Source organism: Sandaracinobacteroides sp. A072 (assembly GCF_052616365.1).
The window spans coordinates 1-21,745 of the sequence record NZ_JBQXGU010000003.1; the positions used below are offsets into that span (position 1 = coordinate 1).

Genomic DNA, 21,745 nt, shown 5'->3' on the forward strand with positions numbered 1-21,745 from the left:
GGCGCGGGTTCGGGCCAGATGGGCAGGAAGCGGGCCAGCAACCCATCATCATCGGACTTGAAAAGCAGACTTTTCAGTCGGTCGGGTTGAATACCCCCAAGCACGCCGATAGACAGCCGGTCGATTGTGAGCGGCTCGCGGCCCATGCGTTCCACCGTGAAGCCCCGGCCCCCGTAGGCTTCCAGCCAGAAAGGCCGGTCGCTTCCGCCGCCGGAATAGCGCTGCATCCCTTCAAGCCAACCGGCCAATTCATCCCGCATTTGCAGCGTGCCGCGCGGTTGCTGGGCAAGTATCGCCCCAAGCCGTTCAATCGTGCCATCGTTCACCACCAGGCGCGGAATATGCGGGGGCGGTCCAGCGTCGCAGCCGGTCGGCCTATCGGTGGCCGTTTCACCGGCCTTGATTGCCGCCCTTGCCGCTTCCTTCCATGTTTGTTCCGCAAGCTTCGCCAGTTCCGCCTTTTCGGCCCATGCCTTGCGCTCGGTTTCCGCCGCTTCGCGCAGGGGGCGTTCTGCATTTCGCAGGGGTTGCAATGCCGCGTCGATGGCAGGGCTTTTGCCCGCGCTGGGAAGGCCGATGCACATGGTCCAGATAACGGGCGGTTCGGCCCAGCCCGGCCAGATTGCCGCCCAGCGCGCGTTCCCGATGGTCGAGCCTGCCACCGCCAGCAGCGCCGCGAAAATATAGTCAGGGGGCGCGCCCTTGGCTTCGGCTGCATCCGCCACCCATCCCGCCAAGCGCGGCCCCAGCACATCGCGCAGGGACAGTTCCGGGGCGGGGGGCAGTTCGGCCCGCAACAGGCGCGGGTCAGGGGCGGCCCACGCGGGCGCGAAGGGGGTTTCTATCGGCTTGGCTTGCGCGTTCATGCTGCCCACCGTTCATGCAAAATGTCGTTGAAGTCGCGCCCGGTTCCGGGGTCGAGAATGCCCACTTGCCAGCCCGAGCCGTGCGCCCGTTCGGCCAAGGCGCGCGCAGCTTCGCGGCCCGGCCCGTCGCCATCGGCTGCGATTGTCAGCCACCCCGGTTCCGGGGGCAGGCGCAGCCCGCGCATTCCGCTTGTTGAAAGCGCAGCCCACACCATCGCGGGGCCATCCAGAAGCCCGCACAGCAGCGACAGGGCCGATTCGACACCTTCGGCCACCGCCAGCCGTGAAGGCCCGTCAGTGAGTCGCACAGCACCGCCAGCGGTTGCCCCCAGCATTGCCTTTGCCGGTTCGATGTCAGCCTTGCCCGAGCCGTCAGCGCGCAGCCATGTGCGATGCACAGCCACCGCGCCCGCGCCCTGCACCACCGCCACCATCGCCGGATAGTGCCGGGCGGTCGGCCCGTGCCAGGCTTCCGGGTGGAAGCGCAGCGTGCGGGGCAGCTCGCAAGTGATGCCGCGCCCGCGCAGATAGGCTTCCGCCACCGTGCCCGCGATGGGCTGGGCTTCCTTCCACAGCCGCTTCGCTTGTTCCGCCTTGCGCCGGGCTTCGGCCCGCCGTTCGGCTTCGCGCTGGGCCAGCGTCGCCGGGTCCGGGGCGCAATAGTCCCCCGGTCGCAGCCTCTCCGCCGCCAGAATGTCGAGAAAGGCGCAGGCGGATTTCTTGCAATGAAGCACCAGCCGCCCGCCGTTGCCATCGGCCAGCGTCAGGGCGTTTTGCCCCTTGCGCCGTTCCGGCTGGCATTGAGGGCATGGCGCGGCCCCGTAGCGGCCATACCATCGCCCGCCAAGCGCCAAGGTCAGTTCACGCGCGTCAGTCATCGCCGCCCCCCAGCTTTGCCCGGCCCGTGTCATGTGCTAGATTCGGAGTGCCCGCCGCTTTCGCATGACGGCTTCCCCGGCCCGGTTCCTGTTCGCGCAGGTTCCGGGCCATTTCATGCCCGCCGCCCATGTCAGGCGGCCTTCACTTCGCGGGCGGCCATCCAGGCTTCAATGTCGGATTGACGCCAGCCCACAAGCCGCGCGCCCAGAGCCACGGGTTGCGGGAATTCGCCTCGTTTCATCCAGTCGTAAATTGTCGAGCGGGAAAGCCCCGTGCGGGCTTCAACGTCAGGGCGTCGCAGGATGCGTTCGGCCATTGCCTATCCTTTCCACCAAGCCGCAACGGGATAGTTGCGGTTCATGCCGGAAGAATGGGCAAAGGCAGGGCGTCTTTGGATTGCTGGCGAAAATCAGAATTTAAATCGCAAGGCGTCAGCCGCTAGCCACATATCTCGCGCAGCTTGCGGGGGCGGTGCGCAGTATCCGCCCGAAGGGTCCTTGTGCCGATCCAGAAGCTTTTCCGCATAGAAAGCGCCAGTGATTTCCGCCCATGATGCGCCAGCTTCGCGGGCGTCGAGTGCGCGCAGATACCCCAACCATTTCTTGGGGCGGCGTCGCTTTTGAAGAGGCTTCCCGTGAAGGGCGTACTGCGCCGACAGCAGAACCTCCCGGGCGTGCGCCAGTTGCGGTTCAATCGGGCGGTCCAAATCGAAGGTAAGTGGCTCTTCGTGCGGTGCCAGCGGAAACGGCACGCCCCCTAGATCATACCTCACCCCGTCATGTTGATGTGTCTTGATAAGGTGCATCGGTTGCGCCCCTATGCGGGGGTTCGGAAGGGAGGAATAGCCAAACTGGGCACCGGCTTCGAGGGCTGCATCCAGAGTGAAGCCGGGTTCATTCGGGCGCAGGTGCGCCACCGTGAAGCCATCCTTGCCCGCATAGCGCTGGCGGCGTTGCAAGGTTTCTTCGACATGAGCGTCGAAGTATGCGCGCAGGTCATCCCGCCGCCGGTAGAATTCCCACCGCCAGCGGTCGAAGCGCCAGCGCTTCACGTCGCCATATGCCGCTGCGTCGCGCCAATCGGGGGTGCCCCATTCGTTCATCCCGCCGTCCCCAGCTTCACCACCTTTTCGCCGGTTCCGACTTCACCGCGAAGGAAACCGGCCCAAGCGGCCATCATTTCGCGCCGCCGTTCGAGCATGTCGCTTCGCTGATAGGCCCTTTCGGTTTCATCCCCCACGCGATGCGCCAGCGCCAGTTCGGCCATGTCGCGCGGAAAGCCCCGTTCCGCCGCCCATTGCCGGAAGGTCGAGCGCAGCCCATGCGGCACGGCTGGGCGTTTGCTTGTCGGGTCGAGAAAGCCCGCCCGGCCCGCCTTTTCTTCGGCATCCTGCATTCGCCGCATGACAGCGGAAAGCGTCATGTCGGACAGCATTCCGCCGCGCTGGGCGTGAAAAACATAGGGGCTTTCCGAGCGGGGCAGGCTTCGCAGGATTGCCACCGCTTCCGGGGTCAGCGGAACGCGATGCGCCCGGCCCATCTTCATCCGTGAAGCGGGAATGCTCCATGTCGCAGTTGTCGCAAGTGTCGCTGTGGGGGTTTTGTCGGTTTTGTCGGTTTTGTCCCGGCCCCCGAAGTCGATTTCATCCCATGTCATGCCCCGGACTTCGCCCGAGCGCGCAGCGGTCAGCGTCAGGAATTCCACCGCCCTCGCGGCCATCCCGTCGCGCTGGGCCAGCGCTGCCCACCAGCGCGGCACGTCCCCCAGCGCCAGCGCCGGTTGATTGTCGGCCTTCGCCACCTTGCCGGGCTTCGGCAGGATTTCCGACAGGTTCCCTTTCCAGCGGGCTGGGTTGTCCCCCATGCGATGCCCGGCCACGGTTGCCCATGACAGCACGGCTTCGATGCGACCGCGAAGGCGGGAAGCGGTTTCCGTCCTGGTTTGCCAGATGGGTTCCAGCGCGCGCAGCACGTCTTGCAGCGTGATTTCCGCCACCAGCTTCGGCCCCAGCACCGGGCGAGCGTATGTGTCCAGGGTCGAGCGCCATTGCGCCTTGTGCTTGTCGTTCCTGAATTCATCCAGCTTCGCGGCCAGATACCGTTCCACAGCCGCTTCAAAGGTAAGCCCCGCACGGGCGTCGCGCCGTTCCTGCACCGGGTCGCCGCCCATCATCGCCTTGCCCCGGTTTTCCAGCGCCAGCTTGCGAGCGGTTGCCAGCGGGATTGCAGGCGGGCTTCCCAGCCCGAGTTCACAGCGTTTGCCGCGAATGGTGATGCGCTGCACCCATTGCTTCGCGCCGTTCGGTTGCACGCGCAGGAACAGGCCCTGCCCGTCAAAATACTTTCCCGGGTCGGTCACGGTTTCCACAAAGCGAGCGGTCAACGCCTTTTCCGGCTTCCGAATGCCCCTTGTTGCCATCGCATCCCCCAGCCTATCCCCCGGAAGGACTTCCCCCACCATATCCCCCACATTGACGCGGATTGAGCCGGAATATAACGGAACAGTCCGGTAAAGGGAAGTATAAACAATGGCTTGTAAACAAGGACTTGCGGCACTTCACGGAAGCCGCCGGAAGCCAGTTATACGGACTCCCGCTCCGCCATCTCGTGGCTACCATGCCTTGAGAATATTAAGATTTCAGAAAATCTCGCGGCTGTCGTACCTCACCTAGTCCCTCACGCGTTCAAGATCGGGTACTGTCAAATCAAACGCACCTGCGGGCGCCATGCCCATGATCGCGCGGGGCGGGTCGATGCCCAGACCCAGAAAGCAGCCAGCCTGTTCCCCCATTTCAACGCATCGCCTGAGGTGATCCGCCTTGTGGTGATGATCTACGTGCGCTTCCCACTGAGCCTTCGCACCGTCGAGGATCTGCTGTTCGAGCTCGGGCTCGACAACTGCTAGGAAACAGCGCGGCCTGGTGGAACCGGTTCCGGCAGATGACGTCACTGCAGAAGTTCGCCTCGGTCCACGCCATCGTCCACAACCACTTCAACCTCGATCGCCACCTCATCGACAGGCAGACCTGCAAGACCACCCACTCAGCCGCCCTGGCCGGGTGGCAGTCGCTCATGGCCTGAACCGACGACGGGCCGGGGGCAAACTCCGCCCATCGGAGACGACTTGCGATTAGACTGACAGCGCTCTGCCCTCCCCTTGCCAAGGGGAGAGCGGTTAGCGTCAGACTTGCAATTCCTTTGAGACCGCAGCGACCTGCAGGCCTGTCACGCCGCCGCCAGATCTTTGCTGAGCCGTTCGCGCAGTTCGCGCCTCAGGAACTTGCCGCTGGCGTTGCGCGGCAGTGGTTCCGTCATGAACCAGATGTGGCGCGGAACCTTGTAGGCGGCGATATGGCCTTCGCAGAAGCTTCGCAGCCCGGCCTCATCGAGATTTTCGCCGGGTTTCAGCATGACAGCCACGCCGACGTCCTCGCCAAGCCGGTGATCGGGCACGCCGAACACGCAGCATTCCGCGATCGCGGGATGGCGGTAGATGGCTGCTTCGACCTCGGCGCAATAGACATTCTCGCCGCCACGCAGCACCATGTCCTTCTTGCGATCGACGATGAAGATGAAGCCATCCTCGTCGATGCGGGCGATGTCGCCGGTGTGCAGCCAGCCATCCGTGATCGCCGCCTCGGTCGCCTCAGGGCGGTTGATATAGCCCTTGATGACGGCAGCCCCCTTGACCCACAGTTCGCCGACTTCGCCCGGCGGCACGGTGTTGCCGTCGTCATCGACGCATTTGACCTCGTAGCTGGGCATGGCGGGGCCGGCGCTGTCCGGCTTGTCGACAAAGAAATCGCCGGAGACGGACGTGATGATGCCGCTGGTTTCGGTCATGCCATAGCCGGTGCTCGGCCGGGCACTGACCACCTTGTCTTCGATCTTGTGAACGAGATCGGGCGGCACCTGGGCGCCGCCGCCCGAAAGCGCCATCAGGCTCGACACATCGGTGGTGGCGAAATCCGGGTGGTTGATCAGCTCGCGCGCCATCACCGGCACGCCGCCAATGGATGTCACCCGTTCCTGCGCGATGATGCGCAGCGCTTCGCCGGCGTCCCAGCGGTACATCAGCACGATGGTGCCGCCGGCCGCAGTCGTCGCATAGGCGCCGCAGTTGTTGGCGGTCACGTGGAACAGCGGCGTCGTCAGCAGGGACACCGGCACCGGCGGCGCGGCGGGCGGCTCCACGCCTGTGGCCCGCTGCACCGCCAGCGCCGTCGAAGCGCCGGCATAGAGCATGTTGTACAGATTGGTGATGCACCCGCGATGGGTCAGTTGCGCGCCCTTGGGAAAACCGGTGGTGCCTGACGTGTAGAAGATGCAGGCATCGGCATCGGGATCAATTTCCACCTCCGGCATGGCGCCGCCGTGCGCGATGACATCGGCGAACGGCGTCACCCCCGGCTCGGGCCCACGCAACCGCACACCGACGAGCGCCATGCCAGCCGGCGGCTCGGCGATTTGCTTGTAGCGGTCGAGCCGCTCGGCATCGAGGAACAGGACCTTGGGCGCCGCATCGCCAAGCCCATAGGCCATTTCCTCGGCTGTCCACCAGGCGTTCATGCCGACGACGGCTATCCCTGTGGAGACGCAGGCCCAGTAGATCAGCAGCCATTCGGGATAGTTGCGCATGGCGATCGCCACCCGGTCGCCTGGCTTTACGCCCTGTGCCGCCAGCCATGCCGCGATGGCGTCAACGCGGGCGTGGGCTTCGGCATAGGTCAGCCGTTCGTCGCGATAGACAAGGTAGCTGTTGTCAGCGAATTGCCTGGTGGATTGCCATAGCGCCCGCACATCGGGCATCGCATGGCGATAGGCGCGCACGGCGATGCCATTGACATCGATGGTGATGATCTCGAACGCGCCACCAGGGCCCGTCAGTTCCTCGCACGCCTTAGCCAATTCCGCGTAGTGCATAACCCTCCCCAGAGCATAGTTCTCGCCTGACGTTGATACACAGGATCCGCCGCCCGGAAAGCTATCTAGAGCCATCGGGCTGTCACATTTGAGGGAAGCATGCCACGATACAGAATTCCGGCGGATATCCGCAGCCCGCTGTGCGCCGTCATCCATGGCCCGCAGCAGGCGTTGTTCGGCTTGCGACCCGGACCGGGCCGCAATACCCATTGCCGATGACAACAGGGATGTCACTCAAACTCACCATCCGCCTGTATTGCGGCGATCAGATCGCAATGGGCCCCGGCAAGGCAGACCTGCTCGATGCCATCAGGGCCTGCGGCTCGATCTCGGGCGCAGGTCGGGCGATGGGCATGAGTTACAGGCGCGCCTGGCTGCTGGTCGACACCATGAACCGTTGCTGGAAGGAACCGCTGGTTGCGACGGCCCCCGGCAGCGCCCATGGCGGCGGCGCCCGCTTGACCGGGATGGGCGAGAAGATCCTCTCCCACTATCGAAGCCTGCAGACCTCCCTCGATATGGCCGCATCATGCCCCGATCGGGCAGCACTCGCACAGGCAATGCGCGATGAGCCGAAGACAAGCCAGAAAGCCCGCGTTTGAGCTTGGCCGGTCGAATTCCGCCCTATATACCACGCGACATAGCCAATTGGATGATCGCCCGTGTCGCTGCTCCGCATCCTGTCCGTCTTCCTTATCGCAGCCTTGCCGGTTCTGGCGCCTGCCCAGGCGCGGCAGCAGCGAGGGCCCATGCTGCTCGCCGCTGCAAGCTTGCAGGAAGCCCTGACCGACGCGGCCAGCAGCTGGGCCGGCAAGGGCCATCCACGCCCCGTCATCTCCTTTGCAGGATCCTCGGCACTGGCGCGGCAGATCGAGGCAGGAGCGCCAGCGGACCTGTTCATCCCGGCCGATGAGGAATGGATGGATCATGTTGCACGCAAGGGACTGATCCGGGCGAACAGCCGTGTATCCTTCCTTTCCAACCGGCTCGTGCTTGTTGCCCCCACTGGCAGCAACGCCCGGCTGGCCATCGGGCGCGGCTTCCCGCTTGCCGGTGCGCTTGGCAACGGGCGCCTCGCAATGGCTGACCCTGACAATGTGCCGGCAGGCAGATACGGGCGCGCGGCGTTGAGCAGCCTGGGTGTATGGGCATCCGTGTCCGGAAAGATTGCCCGCGCCGAAAATGTCCGTGCAGCACTTGCGCTGGTGGAACGCAAGGAAGCGCCCTTCGGTATCGTCTATGCAACCGATGCGCGCGCGTCCGCGCGGGTCCGTACAGTGGGCGTCTTCCCGGCCAGCGCGCACCCTGCGATCACCTATCCCATCGCCGCCTTGCGCAGGTCGACCAATCCGGACGCGGAAGCCTTTCGCCGGTTCCTCGTCTCGCGCGAAGGCCGGGCGATCTTTGCCCGGCACGGCTTTGCAGCGCGCTGAGACGGGAAGGATATGGCGCTCAATCCAGAGGAATGGGAGGTCATCGCCCTGTCGCTCAAAGTGAGCGCAGTGGCAGTGACGGCTTGCCTGCCGGTGGCGTTCGGGCTTGCCTGGCTGCTGGCGCGCGGGCGGTTTCCGGGGCGTATCCTGCTCGATGCACTGGTTCATCTCCCGCTCGTGCTTCCACCGGTGGTCATAGGCTGGCTGCTGCTGCTCGCCTTCGGCAACAATGGCCCGGCAGGGCGCTGGTTTTCCGAGATCATGGGCATCAGTTTCATGTTCCGCTGGACAGGCGCTGCCCTGGCTGCGGCGGTCATGGCCTTGCCGCTGATGGTGCGGGCGATGCGCCTGTCGATCGAAGCGGTGGACCACAGGCTCGAACAGGCAGCCGAGACGCTGGGGGCTTCGCGCGCGCATATATTCGCCACGATCACCCTGCCGCTGGCGCTGCCCGGCCTGTTGGCGGGCGCGGTGCTTGGCTTCGCCCGCTCGCTCGGCGAATTCGGCGCAACGATCACGTTCGTCTCGAACATACCGGGCGAGACGCGCACCCTTCCGATTGCCATCTACAGCGCCTTGCAGGTGCCCGGCAGCGAGGTGGTGGTTGCCCGCCTGTCTCTGATCGCCGTTGCCCTGTCGCTGGCTGCGCTGGTGGCATCGGAAGTGCTCACCCGCCGCGCCGGACACGGAAAGGGCGGACATGTCCTTTGATGTCAGGGTCGAATGCCGCCTTGGCGACCGGACCATCAAGGCCGCCTTTTCCGGCACACATGGCCTGACCGCGCTGTTCGGCCCGTCGGGCGCTGGCAAGACCTCCATCCTCAACATGGTGGCAGGGCTGCTGCGGCCAGACACGGGCCGCATTGCCGTTGGCGACACCATTTTGTTCGACAGGTCTTCCGGCGTCGACCTGCCCGCCCGCCATCGCCGCGCAGGCTATGTCTTTCAGGATGGCCGGCTGTTTCCACACAAGCGGGTGCGCGACAACCTGCTTTATGGCTGGCATCTGGCTCCGGCTGAAGATCGCTGGATGAATCTTGATGAAGCCACCCGGTTTCTTGGGATCGCCCATCTGCTCGACCGCTGGCCGCGCACGCTTTCGGGCGGCGAGGCGCAGCGCGTCGCGATTGGCCGGGCGCTGCTGTCCGGTCCACGCTTCCTGCTGATGGACGAGCCGCTGGCATCGCTGGACCGGGCGCGGCGCGAAGAGATCATGAACGTGATCGAGCGTCTCCGGGACGAACTGACATTGCCCATCCTTTATGTCAGCCATGATCGCGACGAAGTCGAGCGGCTGGCGACGACGATTGTGCCAGTCGGTTAGAGCATGCGCCCACAAGCCCGAATGGGCAAGCAAGCGCCAACTGGCCGGCGCCAGGGCCTGCCGGCCTGATCCCTGCCAGCCTGAACCCTGACGGCCTGAACCCTGATGGTCAGGCGGCCATCGCCAGCCTCTCCATGTCCGCGCGATGGTCGAGGTCGAGTTGCTGCATCATAACATCGCGTTGAGGCCCGGGCGTCGGTGGATAAGCGGCAGCATTCAGACGTTTGCCGCGCGCCCAGTAATAAAGCACGCCAGCAAGGTTGCGCGGGCGCCGAAGCCAGGCATCGGGATGTTCCAGCATGTGAAAGCCGCGCATCGCTGCCCGCAGCAACCGGACATCGGACCGCAGCGCGATGCGGATGCCATCCTCGACGAAACTTTGCACCAGCCGCGCCTTCAGTCCCGCGCGATAGCCGGGGGTCAGTGCATGACGCGCCCGCTTGATCGCGCTGCGATCGTCCCGCCGCTGCGCGATATAATAGGGGAGCAGTTCCGCCTTCAGCCCTTCTTGAAAGGCGATGGCGCGCTGCGTGGGGTCGTTGCTGGAATCCAGCACCTGCCGCAGCAGTTGCGCACTGACGGCTGCAAAGGAACAGCCCCGGCCATAAAGTGGATTGGTGCGCACCAGCGTGTCGCCCAGCGCAAAATAGCCGCGCGTCGCCGGCTTGCCGTCCACCACCATGTCGCGCCAGCGGCTCTTCAGGTCGCCCATGCCGATAACCTTGCTGGTCGGTTCCGAGCGCTCAGCATTGGTCCAGGGATGTAGCCCCGGCAGCATCAGCGTGATGGCGTGGAAAATGTCGGGGTCGGTAATGGCGTGGCGCAGCTCCAGCTCGACTTCAGGCAGCGCCACGGTGATTGAAAAATTGCCATTGTCAGCGGGGAAAACGCCAAATTTGATATAGCCCAGATCGCCCGATGGTGGCGGATTGGCGCTGCGGTCCGGCTCGACCTGCCCCGGCAGCAGGCGGTAATGGCGCGTGAAATAAAGGATGCCGGCGGACTCGCTTTCCTCGTGGATCCTGGCGCCTTCGTTCATCAATTGCCTGATGGTGGCGCCGCCCTTGCCGGACGCATCGACCACCATGTCGGCGGTCAGGGTCACTGTCTGGCCATCGACGACACCCTCGACACCGCTCACATCCACCACGCTGTCGTCGCCCATGCGCGTGATCAGGCGCCGCACCTTGAAACCGCAGCGCAGCTCCACGTTGGGCAGCGTTGCGACATAGCGCCGCATCGTCATTTCCAGCGTGGTGCGCCGGCTGGTGATGATCGTCAGTTCCTCATCTTCGGGCGCGGGCCGGTAGGCTTGCTGCTGCGCTTGTGTCAGCATCATCTCGAACGGCAGTTCGCGCACTCCCATCGCCATCAAATGGTCGAGCAGGGCGGGATGCTCGGCCTTCATGATCGTCCGCAGCCGGGCGAGGAAGGCATGGCTTTGCCGCACATGGGCAACACCAAGGCGGCGCCAGCTGCGGAACAGCACGTCCGGGTCCGCCGTTTCCAGCGGACCGTCGCGTTCGAGCAGCAGGATATCGCGACCGGATGGCGCAAGCATCAGGGCAGTGCACAGTCCGCCGATCCCTGCACCGATAACGATGACCTTTTCAGCCATACGGGCTTGCCTTCTCAACCGTCGATGCTGCGCAGGAATTCGAGGATGGCGGCGTTGACCGCATCCGGAGCTTCCTGCTGCGTCCAGTGGCCGATGCCGGGAATCATGCGGTTGATCCTGAGGTCCGTCACATGCTCCGGCATGGCCCTGATCGCCTCGGCCGCCATCATCACCACGCCATCCGCCGTGCCGGCAACGAACATCGCCGGCTGGTGTATCTGCGTCGGCGCGCCGGCGGTCAGCTCCCATGTCAGGTCGTGGTTGCGATAATAGTTGAGCGGCCCGCGCATTCCAGACCGCGTGAATTCGCTGGCATAGAAATCAAGATCAGCCTCGCTGAGCCAGGGCGGCAGGGTCTGCGGGTCGGGGAGGTTCGACAGCAGATCGTCATCCTCCGCCTTGGGCGGCAATGTGGCGAGGTCCGTCTCGCCGCCCGCCATGACGAGGAACTTGCGCAGGGCCGTCCTGATGTCCTTCTCGAACTCCGCCTCGGCGACGCCGGGTTCCTGGAAATAGAGCTGGTAGAAGAACTGGCCTTTGAACATCTGCCGCATCAGCGGCACCGGCTGCACGGGCGAACGCGGCATGAAGGGAACCGACAGCCCGCCGACAGCGCGAACCCGCTCCGGATGCCAGAGCGCGGTCGCCCATGCGGTCGGTGCGCCCCAGTCATGGCCGATCACCACCGCCCTGTCATAGCCCAGCGCGGGGATCAGGCCGATGATGTCCTTCACCACCTCCACCTGATTATAGGCGGTGATGTCCTGCGGCCTGTCGCTCTTGCCATAGCCGCGCATGTCGGGCGCGACGACATGATAGCCCGCCGCCGCCAGGGGGGCGAACTGGTGCCGCCAGCTATACCAGCTTTCGGGAAAGCCGTGGAGGAGGAGCACAAGCGGCCCCTCCCCTGCTTCGGCGATGTTCAGCGCGATGCCGTTGGTTTCGACCCGCCGCTCCGTCACACTGTCCCAGCTCATGCAGCGACCAGACCCTTGGTGGGGTCGATCACGCCGGGCAGCATCACGCCGCGCGTGTCGGTCGAATAGCCGTCCGCCGCGGTCCAGGCGACGCCGCCGCCCACGATCACCGTATCGACGCCCAGCGCATCGCGCACATAGCGGCTGCCGTCACCCGGCACGTCCTGCACATAGACTTCGGCGCCACGGTCGATGGCGGCAGGGTCGAACACCACAATGTCCGCGACCAGCCCCTTTTGCAGCAGCCCGCGATCCGCAATGCCCCAGATGGCGGCGGTGTCGGAAGTGACCTTCTTCACCCCCTCCTCAAGCGTCAGCATGCCGGTGTCGCGCACGAAATGGCCGAACAGATAACCGGTGTCGCCATAGGTGGAGAAGGACAGGATGTGCGCGCCGCCGTCGCTTGCGCCGATATGGACGCGCGGGTGCTTCAGCAGCTTGCCGACATGCTCGTCCTGATTATGGCCCATGCCTTCGGCGATGAAATGCGCGTCGAGCTTTTCCTCGACGGACAGGTCGATCATCGCCTCCAGCGGAGTGCAGCCGCGCAGTTCGCCGATTTCAGCCAGCGTCTTGCCGACCAGATGCCGGTTGGCCTCGCTTGCCACCTGGCGCAGGCGCAAGACAGACCACAGCGCCATCTGCGGCTCAGCCTCGGCGATCAGGGCCGGGCGCCGTGCGGGGTCGCTGAAGGCGGCGATGATGTCTTCCTGCGTGCCGAAGCGCATGATCCTGTACCAGGTCGGGAAGCGGATGAAGATCAGGCTTGGCACCGCAAAGCTGAAGCTGATGTCGATGGGCCGGGTCTGCACCTGCGGCCAGACGCGGGCGCCGCGCGCAAACTGCTCGTCGACCCGCGCCATCACCCGTTCGACCGCGGCCACATTGTCCGCACTGACGAACAGCGGGGAAAAGGTGGTGGGGATGGCATGTTTCAGCGAAATTTCAGCCAGCTGGTCCAGCCGCGCGATGGTGAGGTCGGGGTCGTAGAATTCCGGGACGATCTGCAGAATCCGGCCATATTCGCCAAGCACGCTGGCCAGCGCATCGACCTCATCGGCATCGGCATAGCGGCTCGGCACTGGCTTCAGCGTTTCGTCCATGTCGACATAGCTGGTCGACAGGCCGATGGCCCCGGCGTCGAGGCATTCGCGCAGCACCGCCTGCATCCCGGCGATTTCCGCCGCATTCGCCGTGCGCTCCATCGCGGCATCGCCCATCACCCACAGGCGCAGCACGCTATGACCGACCAGCGGCGCGACGTTGATCGCAAGACCCTTGCGGATGCGGCCGATATATTCGGAAAAGCTCTCCCAGTCCCACACGACGCCTTCCTTGAAGGCCTTGAGCGGCATTTCCTCGATCTGGTTGAACATGCCGACCAGCTTCATGCGATGCTCGGCCTTCAGCGGCGCAAGCGAGAGCGAGCAATTGCCCGGCACGATGGTCGTCACGCCGTGCGTCAAGGCTGGCTTGGCATAGCCATCCCACAGCAATTGCGCATCGAAATGGGTGTGCGGGTCGATGAAGCCGGGCGCGACGACCTTGCCGGCGGCGTCGATTTCGCGCCGGCCCTGCTGGTCGATGCGGCCGATTTTCGCGATACGATCGCCAATGACGGCGACATCTGCGGCATAGGCGGGCATGCCCGAACCATCGACGACACGCCCGTTGCGGATCACCAGATCATACATCTCGGTCTTTCCTCCCATCTCGTTCTTCATTGTGGCCGGCAAAGCGGCTGGACGAGGCAATCAGCGCATCGCGCACCTTGTCCCAGCCCACGCCGATCAACTGGCCTGCGGCCTGCGCGCCAGCGGACGCGAGCAGAGACCGCACGGCATGTTCATCCAGCGTCACCAGAGACTGGCCGCCATTGGCAAAACGCAGCGTGACGACCAGTTCCGCGTCGCCGTCATGTGAAGCGGCCAGGCGAACCTCGCTGATCGTCGCGCCGGCCATTCTCAGGCGCGCGGCGGCTCGACGAAAATGACGTCGCTGGGCAGAATCGGATTATCCCCATTCACCCCGCCCACCGCGCCGGCGGCGCGCATGAACACATGCAGGTTCCAGCTCTGCAGCATGCTGACCGCATCGCTTTCAGCAGTGCCCGGCAGCTCGCGGCTGGCAATGGACGCCCAGGTGTCCCCACCCCTAGGAAGTATGGACTTCCGGACAGTCGACAGGGTTGCGGTCATTGCGCTCAAACTCTCTCTCCCTTGTTTTGAGAAAATAATGGAACATGTTTCAGAAATGCCGGCAAGAGGGCGACGCCACAAAGTTTGCACCGCCAGTGACGGAACGGCCCGTCGGACGAGGCGCAGGTACCGCCCCGGCCCCGGCTCAGCCCCGAAAGCCCGTAAATCCGTTCCGCTATTTCAACGAATTACCCGAGGTCATGCGCCTCGTAGTCATGATGCATGTCCGCTTCCAGATGTCGCTGTGGAACGTCGGGATAACCGGGGCAATCAAGATCAGTCTCTGATTGGCTTTGGTCTCTTTTTCCATTGAAGCTCAGCGGAAAAGGTCCGGTCAGCGAAAACAAAAGATTTTCCAAGCTAATCCGATCAGCTTGAATCGCACCTGTGTGCACCAGTCTTGGCAGTCACTCGGGCCGTCAACCAGAAGTGCGCAAGATACTGTCAGTGCCAGCCCGCACCCTTCAATATTCCGCCTCGCCAAGACCCAGGCGCGCGGCGGCTTCGTCCGGGACGAAGCGGGCAGGCGGGCAATCGCCTTCTGCGCATGGCCCTATAGCCAATGTACGCGCGGTGAGTTCGGGGTCACATCCGCTGACGCTCTCATACACCATGCCAGTAAAGGTCACTGTCCCGTCCTCGTTGTGCGTGAAGCTGTCAGGCGCGCCGAGAGAAGGGATTGGCCAGGTGTTGTCCTGGATCGCTTCCGACCAAGCCGTGATTATGCGGACATGACGACTATGGTGCACGATATCTTTCGGATAGGTGACAGTAAAACCCACGACGCAGTGGTTATCATGATCGATGATCTTTGGCCTGAACGTTATTTCATATGGAGACTCTGCCGTGGCCGTTTGAGCAATGGCCGCAACCGGACAGGTGGCCATCGTGAACGTGATGATCACTCCCATTTGCATCAATTTCATAGAGATATCTCCTTGATCTCAATTCGAAGTGCCGGCTCCACAAGATGGCTTTGCTACCGGAGGGTTGCTGCCTGGCGGCAAACATTCCCAAAACGCGAAGGGCTGCCTCACCGGCTCTGCCGAACAGGACAACGCAAATTCATGTTTACTGGCTGAGATTATCCAGTTCGATATCGAATGTCAGATCGACTGCATGGCTTTTGCTGTCATCAATGTTCCGACCCATATCCTGTGAGTAACCGAGGATCGCGGAAACAGATCCACTGAGGTGCATTTGTTCGCCAGATTTCTCGAGCTTGTTCAACGTCACAGGCGATCTTGAAGATGATAAAAGGTAGAATGACCTCTTCCCCTCGCCATTATCAAGCGTAATCTCCGCATTGTTTGGCTGCCCGCCACTGAACTCAAAGCCGAACGCGAGATTACCGATGTCGTCTGGCCCGCTCACCTTTCGCGCCATGACAGAAACCGTGCCGTTGCTGGCATCGCCTGTGAAATCCGACTGCATTGTCCACAACGACCAGCTGACAGGCTGTCCATCGACTGTGCCATTGATGCGTGTGCCCTCAGCCTGCCCGTTGATGCCGGCGGCGCCCTCACTGACATTGCTGGATTGCGCGGCGGGACTGGCGGCGGATTCCTGCCCGTCAGGCGAACAGCCTGCAATGAGCATGATCGTGAGCGGGTACAGGGTTATTCTGCATCCGGATGAGCGAAATGACATGACGTTCTCCTGAACTATGCGCTTTTTCGGGCGATCAAACCCCGAGAATGATGGCGGCCGTGTCGGGACAGGCCGAACGCACCTTCGCCTCGATCCGCTCATTCAGGCGGCGATCATAGGCTGCAACAACTTCGCCGACATCAGCGAGAAATCCGCCAAGAGAGCTGCGGTGAACAGGCAGGGCCTTCAGCAGGCTCACACACTGCGTCGTGCCGGGATTGTCGACAGACAAGGTCGTGTCGACGAAGTGCGCCATGGCCCGAACGTAACAGGCATCCAGTGCCTCAAGCGCATCCGTGCGTTCCTGACCGCCAGTTGCCGTTGTTTTCAGCAGGCCGGCCGCCTTGCCGACAACAGCGGCGCAGGCCTGTGAGGGGCTGCGCCCTTCGCTGGCATTCTGCCACGCCCTGTCGAAAGATGTGCGATATGGTTCAGCGACAGCCGAACCGCTCCCTGCCGCTGCCGCAGTGGGCGATGCAGGCTCATTCGCTTCTTCGCCGGAGCATGCCGATGCCAAAAGGAAGATGGGCGCAAATAGAAGGAAGCGTCGCATGGCAAACCCCTCTCGTAATCCAGGACTGCTGAGCACGCGACCATACTGTGCCTCTTTTCCGGAAGGCTAACGAGCTTTCAATGCTTATGCAAACAGGGTTTCCGCACTTGCGCGAACCGGACAGATCAGATCATGTGTACGCTGGCCAATATTTCTGCTGCTCCTCTATACCCGGCGGCAATGGCATTAGCTCATGGCCTGAGAGCAGCGCCATAAGGACCGAATTCGTCGATCAAGTGAAAGGTTTCTATCCGGCCGTCAGCATACGGCCAATCCGGGTTGGCTGCGTCCATGCAGCCCGCACCACCCAATCCCTTCCGCAGACGCGCGCCTAAACGGGCCAGCCGCTACGATTATAGGCGGAATCCCAGAACATCCACTCATAGCGGGTCGCCGTGCGAAAGGCGCGGGCCATGGCTTCGCGGGTTTCCGCCGTGGCCGTGGCAGCGGCTTCATCGACAAGGGCGCGGGCGCGTTCGGTTGCCCCGCCGAATTCCGCCGTCGCATAGGTTTCGATCCAGGCGGCATAGGGGTTGGGCGAAACCGCGCGTGGCTTGATCGTGCAGCCAACTTCCCAATAGACCCAGAAGCACGGCAGGATTCCCGCAACCAGTTCCGCATAGCTGCGTGTTGCGGCCAGATGGCCCAGATAGCTGGAATAGCCAAGGCAGGCTGGCGTCGGCTCGCTGGATGCCACCATTGCCGCATCCACGCCGAACATGTCGAAATAGGAGCGGTGGAGGCTTTCCTCGACCATCACGGCAACCTTCGCGCCATCGGACCATTCCAGCCTGGCGGCCGCTGTCGGCGCGCGGGCCGCAGCCAGGGCCAGCACCCGGGCATATTCGGCCAGATACAGGCTGTCCTGCATGATGTAATGGCGGAAGCTCTCCCCCGGCAGGGTGCCGGCGGCCAGTTCGGTCAGGAACGGAAGGTCCAGGATCTGCTGCCGGACAGGCTGCATCTCGTCCCAGATCGCGTCGCAAAAGCGCATCGGCCTTGTCTCCCTCAGAATCGCAGGCTCGCACCGGCGCCGAACTGGCGGCCGCTGTTGATGGTGAAGCTGTCGAACGGGCCGCCCGGCTCCAGGCTCAGGAGCAGGGGCAGTTGCTGCTGCCCGAAGGCGGAAATGGCCCAGCGCCGGTCAAACAGGTTCTTCGCCCAGATGTCGAAAGTCCACTGGCCAAGCGTTGCTGCCAGCCGGGTGTCGACCGTGGTGTAACCGGGGCTGTGCAGGATGTTGTCGATCTCGAAGTCGACCCGGCTGACATGGGCCATGCTGATGCGCGCATTGATCCTTGCCGCGCCAAGATCGCCTTGCCACGAAAGCGCGCCATTCACGGTCCAGTCCGGCGCGTTCGGCGTGCGGTTGCCGCTGAGGTCGAGCACAGCCGGCTCGCCTTCCTCGGGCGTGGGGTTGGGGGCAAGGTAGCGGCCGATGCGGCTTTCCGTCCATGCAGCGCCCCCGTCCAGGCGGAATCCGGCGCCAAGATCGGCATCCAGCGCCACTTCGAGGCCATGGACATCGACCCTGGGCACCGAAAACACGATCGAATTCCCGAAGAACACCGTGTTCTGGAAGTTTTCATAGTCGGTCAGGAAACCCGCCAGAGACAGACGCACGCGGCCACCGGCCAGCGCCGTCTTGATCCCGGCTTCCACAGAGCGGGTCGTCTCGGACGGGAAAAGCGCCTGATAATCGACCGGCGGGAAAGGCGCGGGGTTGAAGCCGCCAGCCTTGAAACCGATCGCACCCGTTGCATAGGCGGTCAGGTTGGCGCTGGGCCGCCAGGCAAGGGACAGTTTCGGCTGCACCTTTTCAAAGACATGCTCGCGCCGGACCGAAACTGCCCCGGAGTTGACGCCAACGCTGCGCTCCTTGCGATCATCGCGATCATAGCGCAGCGCAGCCGTGGCCTCGACAGTGGGAACAAGATCATAGCTTGCCTGCGCGAACAGGCCGATCTGGCTCGACCGGGTTTCCGAACGCTGGGCTTCGGCGCCGAAAAGCAGCGGCCCGAAATCATCCGTGCGGTCGCGCTCAAGCCGCTGCAGGAAAATGCCGGCAAGCCAGCGCAGGCGGCCATCGTCAGCCGAAATGAGGCGCGCCTCGGACGTGTAGTCACGAATGCCAACCGGCTGGGCGATCGGCGCGAGGCCTTGCGGAAAGGTCGTTCCGAAAACGGTGACGGGGCCGTTGCGGAAGTCCAGTTCCTCGACGAAATCCTTGCTGTAATCATCAAGGCCTGCCGTCCAGAACAGGCGCATGCCATTGCCCAGTTCGCTTTCCAGCGTCGCCTGTGCACCCCACCATTCGCGCGAGGAACGGCCTTCGAAGTCTCCGACAGGATTGGCAAGCGCCTTGCCGGCAAGCCGCCCGCCAAAAAGGCCGGTCACATTGGAAGAGGAAATATAGGCCGCGCCGCCATCCTCGTCCGCCCAGCCCAGCCGGAGCTTCAGAACGCTTGCCTCGGACAGTTCGGCACGAAGCCTGGCGCGCAGGTTGCGGCTGGTGAAGCCATCCACCTTCTTGCCCAGAAAGCTGTTGGTGATGAAGCCGTCGGTATCGCGGAAGGAACCGGCAAGGCGCAACTGCACCTTGCTGGAAAGCGGCGCGTTGACAGCGGCGTCAGCTGTCCAGGTAAAGCCGTTGCCAATGCCCAGCCTGGCTTCGCCGCCGGCTTCGGGGCCGGCATCGACCGTTGTCAGGTTGACGACCCCGCCCGAAGCCGAACGGCCGAACAGGGCGCCCTGTGGGCCTTTCAGCACTTCGATGCTGGCCAGATCATAGGCGCGAAGGGTGAAGAGTTCGGGATCCGCCAGCGCCATCCCATCGACACTGTAGACGATCGACGGAACCTGGTTGCGGTTGGTCGAGACCCCGCGGATGGAAATGAGGTTGGTGCCCGGATCCTGATCGTTGATGATGAAGACGCCGGGTGTGGCGGCAATGATGTCATCCACCGTCTGCAACCCGCGGGCCATGATGTCCTGGCGGTCGAAGGCGGTGATCGTATCGGGAACGGCGATCAGGGCCTCCGCGCGGCCGCGCGCGGTCACGATGATGGAAGTGCCATCCGTTTCTGCGGCGCTGGCAGGAACAGGCGCAAGCAGGCCTGCCGCGACGGGCATGATGGATGCAATCGGAAATACAGATAGACGTGTGGCTTGCTTGCGCATGGGCCCTATTCCTCCGCCGGCATGATCCGGATCAGGTTCTCGGGTTGGCAGGCAAGGAGCCTCTTGCTCCCGACACGCCTCTCAGCCCTGGAAACACCAGGGCACCCCGTGGGTCGATACCCGGCCGCTAGACCGGGGCCCACAGGCAGTCAACATGAATTGGACATATGAGTGGGAAGAACTGTGCCGGACGGATGGCAACGTCCGGGCAAGGGGTTATCCTGACCGGATGCGCACGGTGCCAAGGCGGAATGTGCCAGGGCGGAATGGAAGGGCTTGGTTCATGGCCGCTGGCGATGGCCGGACAGTGCCTTATCGGGCACCACAGGAATAATCTGACCCGGTGCCATCCATGCAGGGGCACGCTGCTTGTCAGAGAAAGGGACCGGGTGGGTTTCCCCACCCGGTATCTGCGTTCAGCGAATACGCCTGTGCTGCACCATGTTGACGATGCCCAGCAGGATGACCGCGCCGACGAAGGCGATGATGAGCCCTGTCAGCGAGAACTGCTGCACGCTGCCGCTGATGCCCAGAAGCGGCCCGGCGACCGCATTGCCGATCATCGAGCCGATGATGCCGACAACGATGTTCCAGAACACCCCCATCGAAGCGTCGCGGTTCATGACGAGGCTGGCAAGCCAGCCGGCGATGCCGCCCACGATCAGTGCAATGATCCATCCCATTTTCGCATCCTCCTCAGTTGCGGATTATCCAATAAGCCGGGCTTTCGCCCGGAATTCACGCGTTGCCGATGTTTTCGGGTGTTTCACCGGGTGACAGGATGAAGCGCCAGATCAACGCACCGATGGCAGCACCCACGAGCGGCGCGATCCAGAACAACCACAATTGGCCCAGCGCCGCAGTCTCGGCGAAGAGTGCAACGCCCGTGGACCGGGCCGGATTGACCGAAGTGTTGGTGACGGGAATCGAGATCAGGTGGATCAGCGTCAACGCGAGGCCGATCGCGACCGGCGCAAAGCCGGACGGCGCGGCCTTTGCCGTGGCGCCCAGTATGACGATCAGGAACCCTGCCGTCAGCACGATCTCGATCAACAGGGCCGCCTGCATCGTGTAACCGCCGGGCGAAAGATCGCCAAAGCCGTTTGACGCAAAGCCTCCCGCGCTCCAGCCGGCCTTGCCCGAGGCGATGGCGTAAAGAACAAAGCCCGCGGCAATGGCGCCAGCAACCTGGGCAACCCAGTAGGGAAGCAGATCCTTCCAGCCGAAGCGGCGGGCCAGGGCCAGCCCGAGCGAGACCGCGGGATTGAAATGCCCGCCGGAAATTCCGCCCACCGCATAGGCCATGGTCAGCACCGTAAGGCCAAAGGCCAGCGACACACCGGCAAAGCCGATGCCAAGTTCCGGATAGCCCGCAGCAAGCACCGCCGATCCGCAGCCACCGAAAACGAGCCAGAAAGTACCGAAGAACTCGGCAGACAGTTTGCGCATCATTGCCCCCTCTCCTTGCGTGCCATCATGCAACCGCAGGCCAGTATGCGCCGCGGCATGAGCCGCGGGAAGCAAGATATCCTGCCCATGCACCTTCCCCCCGACTGACTGATGTTTTGCAATGATGTCAGACATCGAGGTTACAGGCCATGATCATTATCAAAAAAAAGGAAATCCTGTTTCAGGTTATGAGATCTCATTTTAGCAGACGCAGCATTCATGCAGATCCTTCTCTGCAGAATCGCGTGCCGCGTTGCAGCAAAAACCCCAGGTTGATTTCAAGTCTATTATGCGTGATCTTATCGGCGAGTCGAATCACAAGCTGAAAAGGCAATTAATGGTGGCATGATTACCACCATATAGGTCGGCTCACTCTTCCTTCAGGGGTGACATGATCGGGGAATTTACAGGAGAAGCAATATGGCTATCGCCAAGGTTATCGAAGTCATTTCCAGCTCCACCAAGGGCTTTGAAGACGCTGTTTCCAGCGGTGTCTCGAAAGCGGCAGAAACCGTGGACAATATCGAGGGCGCCTGGGTCAAGGACACCAAGGTAACTGTCCGTGGTGGCAAGATCAGCGAGTGGCGGGTGATCCTTTCGATCACATTCATCGTCAACTGACCCCTGCCGGAGTCCGCCTCGCCCGAGGTGGACTCCAGGCCTGAACGATCCATTCAAGGGCCTGCTTCATGCGGG

23 protein-coding genes, 1 pseudogene and 1 riboswitch are annotated in these 21,745 nt (G+C 63.3%); of the genes and pseudogenes, 6 read left to right on the plus strand and 18 right to left on the minus strand.

The features are described 5' to 3' along the window. The 5 genes from ACUJ46_RS09020 to ACUJ46_RS09040 form a co-directional block, all read right to left on the minus strand. The coding region (locus tag ACUJ46_RS09020) for a DUF3987 domain-containing protein (protein WP_445390152.1) at window positions 1-866 on the minus strand (866 nt) is incomplete at its 3' end. Beyond that, complete coding sequence (locus ACUJ46_RS09025; protein WP_445390153.1) at window positions 863-1,744, minus strand: DUF7146 domain-containing protein; 882 nt, start codon at window positions 1,742-1,744, stop codon at window positions 863-865. The genes ACUJ46_RS09020 and ACUJ46_RS09025, both read right to left, overlap by 4 nt. A gap of 131 nt (window positions 1,745-1,875) precedes the next feature. Next, complete coding sequence (locus ACUJ46_RS09030; RefSeq protein ID WP_445390154.1) at window positions 1,876-2,061, minus strand: helix-turn-helix transcriptional regulator; 186 nt, start codon at window positions 2,059-2,061, stop codon at window positions 1,876-1,878. A gap of 93 nt (window positions 2,062-2,154) precedes the next feature. After that, entirely contained in the window at window positions 2,155-2,847 is a 693-nt protein-coding gene (locus tag ACUJ46_RS09035; protein WP_445390155.1) for a hypothetical protein, read from the minus strand. Then, window positions 2,844-4,127, minus strand: coding sequence for a tyrosine-type recombinase/integrase (locus tag ACUJ46_RS09040; RefSeq protein ID WP_445390156.1), 1,284 nt, complete (start codon window positions 4,125-4,127; stop codon window positions 2,844-2,846). Before ACUJ46_RS09040 ends, ACUJ46_RS09035 begins: the two co-directional genes overlap by 4 nt. 396 nt (window positions 4,128-4,523) lie before the next feature. On the opposite strand from ACUJ46_RS09040, the pseudogene ACUJ46_RS09045 reads away from it, so the two are divergent. Next, window positions 4,524-4,825, plus strand: a pseudogene (locus tag ACUJ46_RS09045) (hypothetical protein). 144 nt (window positions 4,826-4,969) lie between these two features. On the opposite strand, the gene ACUJ46_RS09050 reads toward ACUJ46_RS09045, so the two are convergent. After that, entirely contained in the window at window positions 4,970-6,667 is a 1,698-nt protein-coding gene (locus tag ACUJ46_RS09050; protein ID WP_445390157.1) for a class I adenylate-forming enzyme family protein, read from the minus strand. 215 nt (window positions 6,668-6,882) lie between these two features. On the opposite strand from ACUJ46_RS09050, the gene ACUJ46_RS09055 reads away from it, so the two are divergent. The 4 genes from ACUJ46_RS09055 to ACUJ46_RS09070 are packed head-to-tail and all read left to right on the plus strand — an operon-like array spanning window position 6,883 to window position 9,424. Continuing rightward, on the plus strand, window positions 6,883-7,269 hold the full coding sequence (locus ACUJ46_RS09055; RefSeq protein WP_445390158.1) for a winged helix-turn-helix domain-containing protein: 387 nt from the start codon (window positions 6,883-6,885) through the stop codon (window positions 7,267-7,269). A 60-nt stretch (window positions 7,270-7,329) separates the two neighbouring features. Then, window positions 7,330-8,100, plus strand: coding sequence for a molybdate ABC transporter substrate-binding protein (gene modA / locus ACUJ46_RS09060; protein ID WP_445390159.1), 771 nt, complete (start codon window positions 7,330-7,332; stop codon window positions 8,098-8,100). A gap of 12 nt (window positions 8,101-8,112) precedes the next feature. After that, window positions 8,113-8,811, plus strand: a complete 699-nt coding sequence (gene modB, locus ACUJ46_RS09065; protein WP_445390160.1) for a molybdate ABC transporter permease subunit — start codon at window positions 8,113-8,115, stop codon at window positions 8,809-8,811. Continuing rightward, entirely contained in the window at window positions 8,801-9,424 is a 624-nt protein-coding gene (locus ACUJ46_RS09070) for a molybdenum ABC transporter ATP-binding protein (RefSeq protein WP_445390161.1), read from the plus strand. The genes modB and ACUJ46_RS09070 overlap by 11 nt, the downstream gene beginning before the upstream one ends. Before the next feature lie 109 nt (window positions 9,425-9,533). Here the strand turns inward: ACUJ46_RS09070 and ACUJ46_RS09075 are convergent, their stop codons facing one another. The 12 genes from ACUJ46_RS09075 to aqpZ all read right to left on the minus strand — a co-directional run bounded on the left by ACUJ46_RS09075 (window position 9,534) and on the right by aqpZ (window position 21,052). Beyond that, on the minus strand, window positions 9,534-11,042 hold the full coding sequence (locus ACUJ46_RS09075) for an FAD-dependent oxidoreductase (protein WP_445390162.1): 1,509 nt from the start codon (window positions 11,040-11,042) through the stop codon (window positions 9,534-9,536). 14 nt (window positions 11,043-11,056) lie between these two features. Then, window positions 11,057-12,019 carry an alpha/beta fold hydrolase gene (locus ACUJ46_RS09080; protein ID WP_445390163.1) on the minus strand — a complete coding sequence of 321 codons (963 nt, stop codon included), beginning with the start codon at window positions 12,017-12,019 and terminating at the stop codon, window positions 11,057-11,059. Continuing rightward, window positions 12,016-13,743: an N-acyl-D-amino-acid deacylase family protein gene (locus ACUJ46_RS09085; RefSeq protein WP_445390164.1), complete on the minus strand. Its 1,728-nt coding sequence runs from the start codon at window positions 13,741-13,743 to the stop codon at window positions 12,016-12,018. The genes ACUJ46_RS09080 and ACUJ46_RS09085 overlap by 4 nt, the downstream gene beginning before the upstream one ends. After that, complete coding sequence (locus tag ACUJ46_RS09090) at window positions 13,706-13,981, minus strand: hypothetical protein (protein ID WP_445390165.1); 276 nt, start codon at window positions 13,979-13,981, stop codon at window positions 13,706-13,708. Before ACUJ46_RS09090 ends, ACUJ46_RS09085 begins: the two co-directional genes overlap by 38 nt. 2 nt (window positions 13,982-13,983) lie before the next feature. Then, window positions 13,984-14,217 (minus strand): hypothetical protein, encoded by a 234-nt coding sequence (locus ACUJ46_RS09095; RefSeq protein WP_445390550.1) that lies wholly within the window; start codon window positions 14,215-14,217, stop codon window positions 13,984-13,986. Between the two features lie 464 nt (window positions 14,218-14,681). Further along, window positions 14,682-15,143: a hypothetical protein gene (locus ACUJ46_RS09100; RefSeq protein WP_445390166.1), complete on the minus strand. Its 462-nt coding sequence runs from the start codon at window positions 15,141-15,143 to the stop codon at window positions 14,682-14,684. Window positions 15,144-15,288: 145 nt separating this feature from the next. Next, the gene (locus ACUJ46_RS09105; RefSeq protein ID WP_445390167.1) at window positions 15,289-15,867 is read right to left on the minus strand and encodes a hypothetical protein; all 579 of its coding nucleotides are present in this window, start codon (window positions 15,865-15,867) and stop codon (window positions 15,289-15,291) included. Between the two features lie 34 nt (window positions 15,868-15,901). Then, window positions 15,902-16,456: a hypothetical protein gene (locus ACUJ46_RS09110; protein WP_445390168.1), complete on the minus strand. Its 555-nt coding sequence runs from the start codon at window positions 16,454-16,456 to the stop codon at window positions 15,902-15,904. A 295-nt stretch (window positions 16,457-16,751) separates the two neighbouring features. Beyond that, a complete protein-coding gene (tenA, locus tag ACUJ46_RS09115; RefSeq protein WP_445390169.1) occupies window positions 16,752-17,414 on the minus strand; it encodes a thiaminase II in 663 nt (220 codons plus the stop codon). Between the two features lie 14 nt (window positions 17,415-17,428). Further along, window positions 17,429-19,552 (minus strand): TonB-dependent receptor, encoded by a 2,124-nt coding sequence (locus ACUJ46_RS09120; RefSeq protein WP_445390170.1) that lies wholly within the window; start codon window positions 19,550-19,552, stop codon window positions 17,429-17,431. 39 nt (window positions 19,553-19,591) lie between these two features. After that, window positions 19,592-19,719: riboswitch (TPP riboswitch) on the minus strand. A 297-nt stretch (window positions 19,720-20,016) separates the two neighbouring features. Further along, a complete protein-coding gene (locus tag ACUJ46_RS09125) occupies window positions 20,017-20,283 on the minus strand; it encodes a GlsB/YeaQ/YmgE family stress response membrane protein (RefSeq protein ID WP_445390171.1) in 267 nt (88 codons plus the stop codon). Between the two features lie 55 nt (window positions 20,284-20,338). Then, window positions 20,339-21,052, minus strand: coding sequence for an aquaporin Z (aqpZ, locus tag ACUJ46_RS09130; protein ID WP_445390551.1), 714 nt, complete (start codon window positions 21,050-21,052; stop codon window positions 20,339-20,341). Window positions 21,053-21,469: 417 nt separating this feature from the next. Here aqpZ and ACUJ46_RS09135 point away from each other — a divergent pair, with 417 nt between their 5' ends. Beyond that, window positions 21,470-21,670, plus strand: a complete 201-nt coding sequence (locus ACUJ46_RS09135; protein WP_445390172.1) for a dodecin family protein — start codon at window positions 21,470-21,472, stop codon at window positions 21,668-21,670. Window positions 21,671-21,745 lie beyond the last annotated feature (75 nt).

Coding starts and splice junctions, on each gene's coding strand:
- ACUJ46_RS09085 (WP_445390164.1), bottom strand. CDS start 13,743: ATGAAGAACGAGATGGGAGGAAAGACCGAGATGTATGATCTGGTGATC.
- ACUJ46_RS09070 (WP_445390161.1), top strand. CDS start 8,801: ATGTCCTTTGATGTCAGGGTCGAATGCCGCCTTGGCGACCGGACCATC.
- ACUJ46_RS09095 (WP_445390550.1), bottom strand. CDS start 14,217: ATGACCGCAACCCTGTCGACTGTCCGGAAGTCCATACTTCCTAGGGGT.
- ACUJ46_RS09090 (WP_445390165.1), bottom strand. CDS start 13,981: ATGGCCGGCGCGACGATCAGCGAGGTTCGCCTGGCCGCTTCACATGAC.
- ACUJ46_RS09035 (WP_445390155.1), bottom strand. CDS start 2,847: ATGAACGAATGGGGCACCCCCGATTGGCGCGACGCAGCGGCATATGGC.
- modB (WP_445390160.1), top strand. CDS start 8,113: ATGGCGCTCAATCCAGAGGAATGGGAGGTCATCGCCCTGTCGCTCAAA.
- ACUJ46_RS09025 (WP_445390153.1), bottom strand. CDS start 1,744: ATGACTGACGCGCGTGAACTGACCTTGGCGCTTGGCGGGCGATGGTAT.
- ACUJ46_RS09120 (WP_445390170.1), bottom strand. CDS start 19,552: ATGCCCGTCGCGGCAGGCCTGCTTGCGCCTGTTCCTGCCAGCGCCGCA.
- ACUJ46_RS09050 (WP_445390157.1), bottom strand. CDS start 6,667: ATGCACTACGCGGAATTGGCTAAGGCGTGCGAGGAACTGACGGGCCCT.
- ACUJ46_RS09030 (WP_445390154.1), bottom strand. CDS start 2,061: ATGGCCGAACGCATCCTGCGACGCCCTGACGTTGAAGCCCGCACGGGG.
- ACUJ46_RS09125 (WP_445390171.1), bottom strand. CDS start 20,283: ATGGGATGGATCATTGCACTGATCGTGGGCGGCATCGCCGGCTGGCTT.
- ACUJ46_RS09100 (WP_445390166.1), bottom strand. CDS start 15,143: ATGAAATTGATGCAAATGGGAGTGATCATCACGTTCACGATGGCCACC.
- ACUJ46_RS09135 (WP_445390172.1), top strand. CDS start 21,470: ATGGCTATCGCCAAGGTTATCGAAGTCATTTCCAGCTCCACCAAGGGC.
- tenA (WP_445390169.1), bottom strand. CDS start 17,414: ATGCGCTTTTGCGACGCGATCTGGGACGAGATGCAGCCTGTCCGGCAG.
- ACUJ46_RS09105 (WP_445390167.1), bottom strand. CDS start 15,867: ATGTCATTTCGCTCATCCGGATGCAGAATAACCCTGTACCCGCTCACG.
- aqpZ (WP_445390551.1), bottom strand. CDS start 21,052: ATGATGCGCAAACTGTCTGCCGAGTTCTTCGGTACTTTCTGGCTCGTT.
- ACUJ46_RS09075 (WP_445390162.1), bottom strand. CDS start 11,042: ATGGCTGAAAAGGTCATCGTTATCGGTGCAGGGATCGGCGGACTGTGC.
- ACUJ46_RS09080 (WP_445390163.1), bottom strand. CDS start 12,019: ATGAGCTGGGACAGTGTGACGGAGCGGCGGGTCGAAACCAACGGCATC.
- ACUJ46_RS09055 (WP_445390158.1), top strand. CDS start 6,883: ATGACAACAGGGATGTCACTCAAACTCACCATCCGCCTGTATTGCGGC.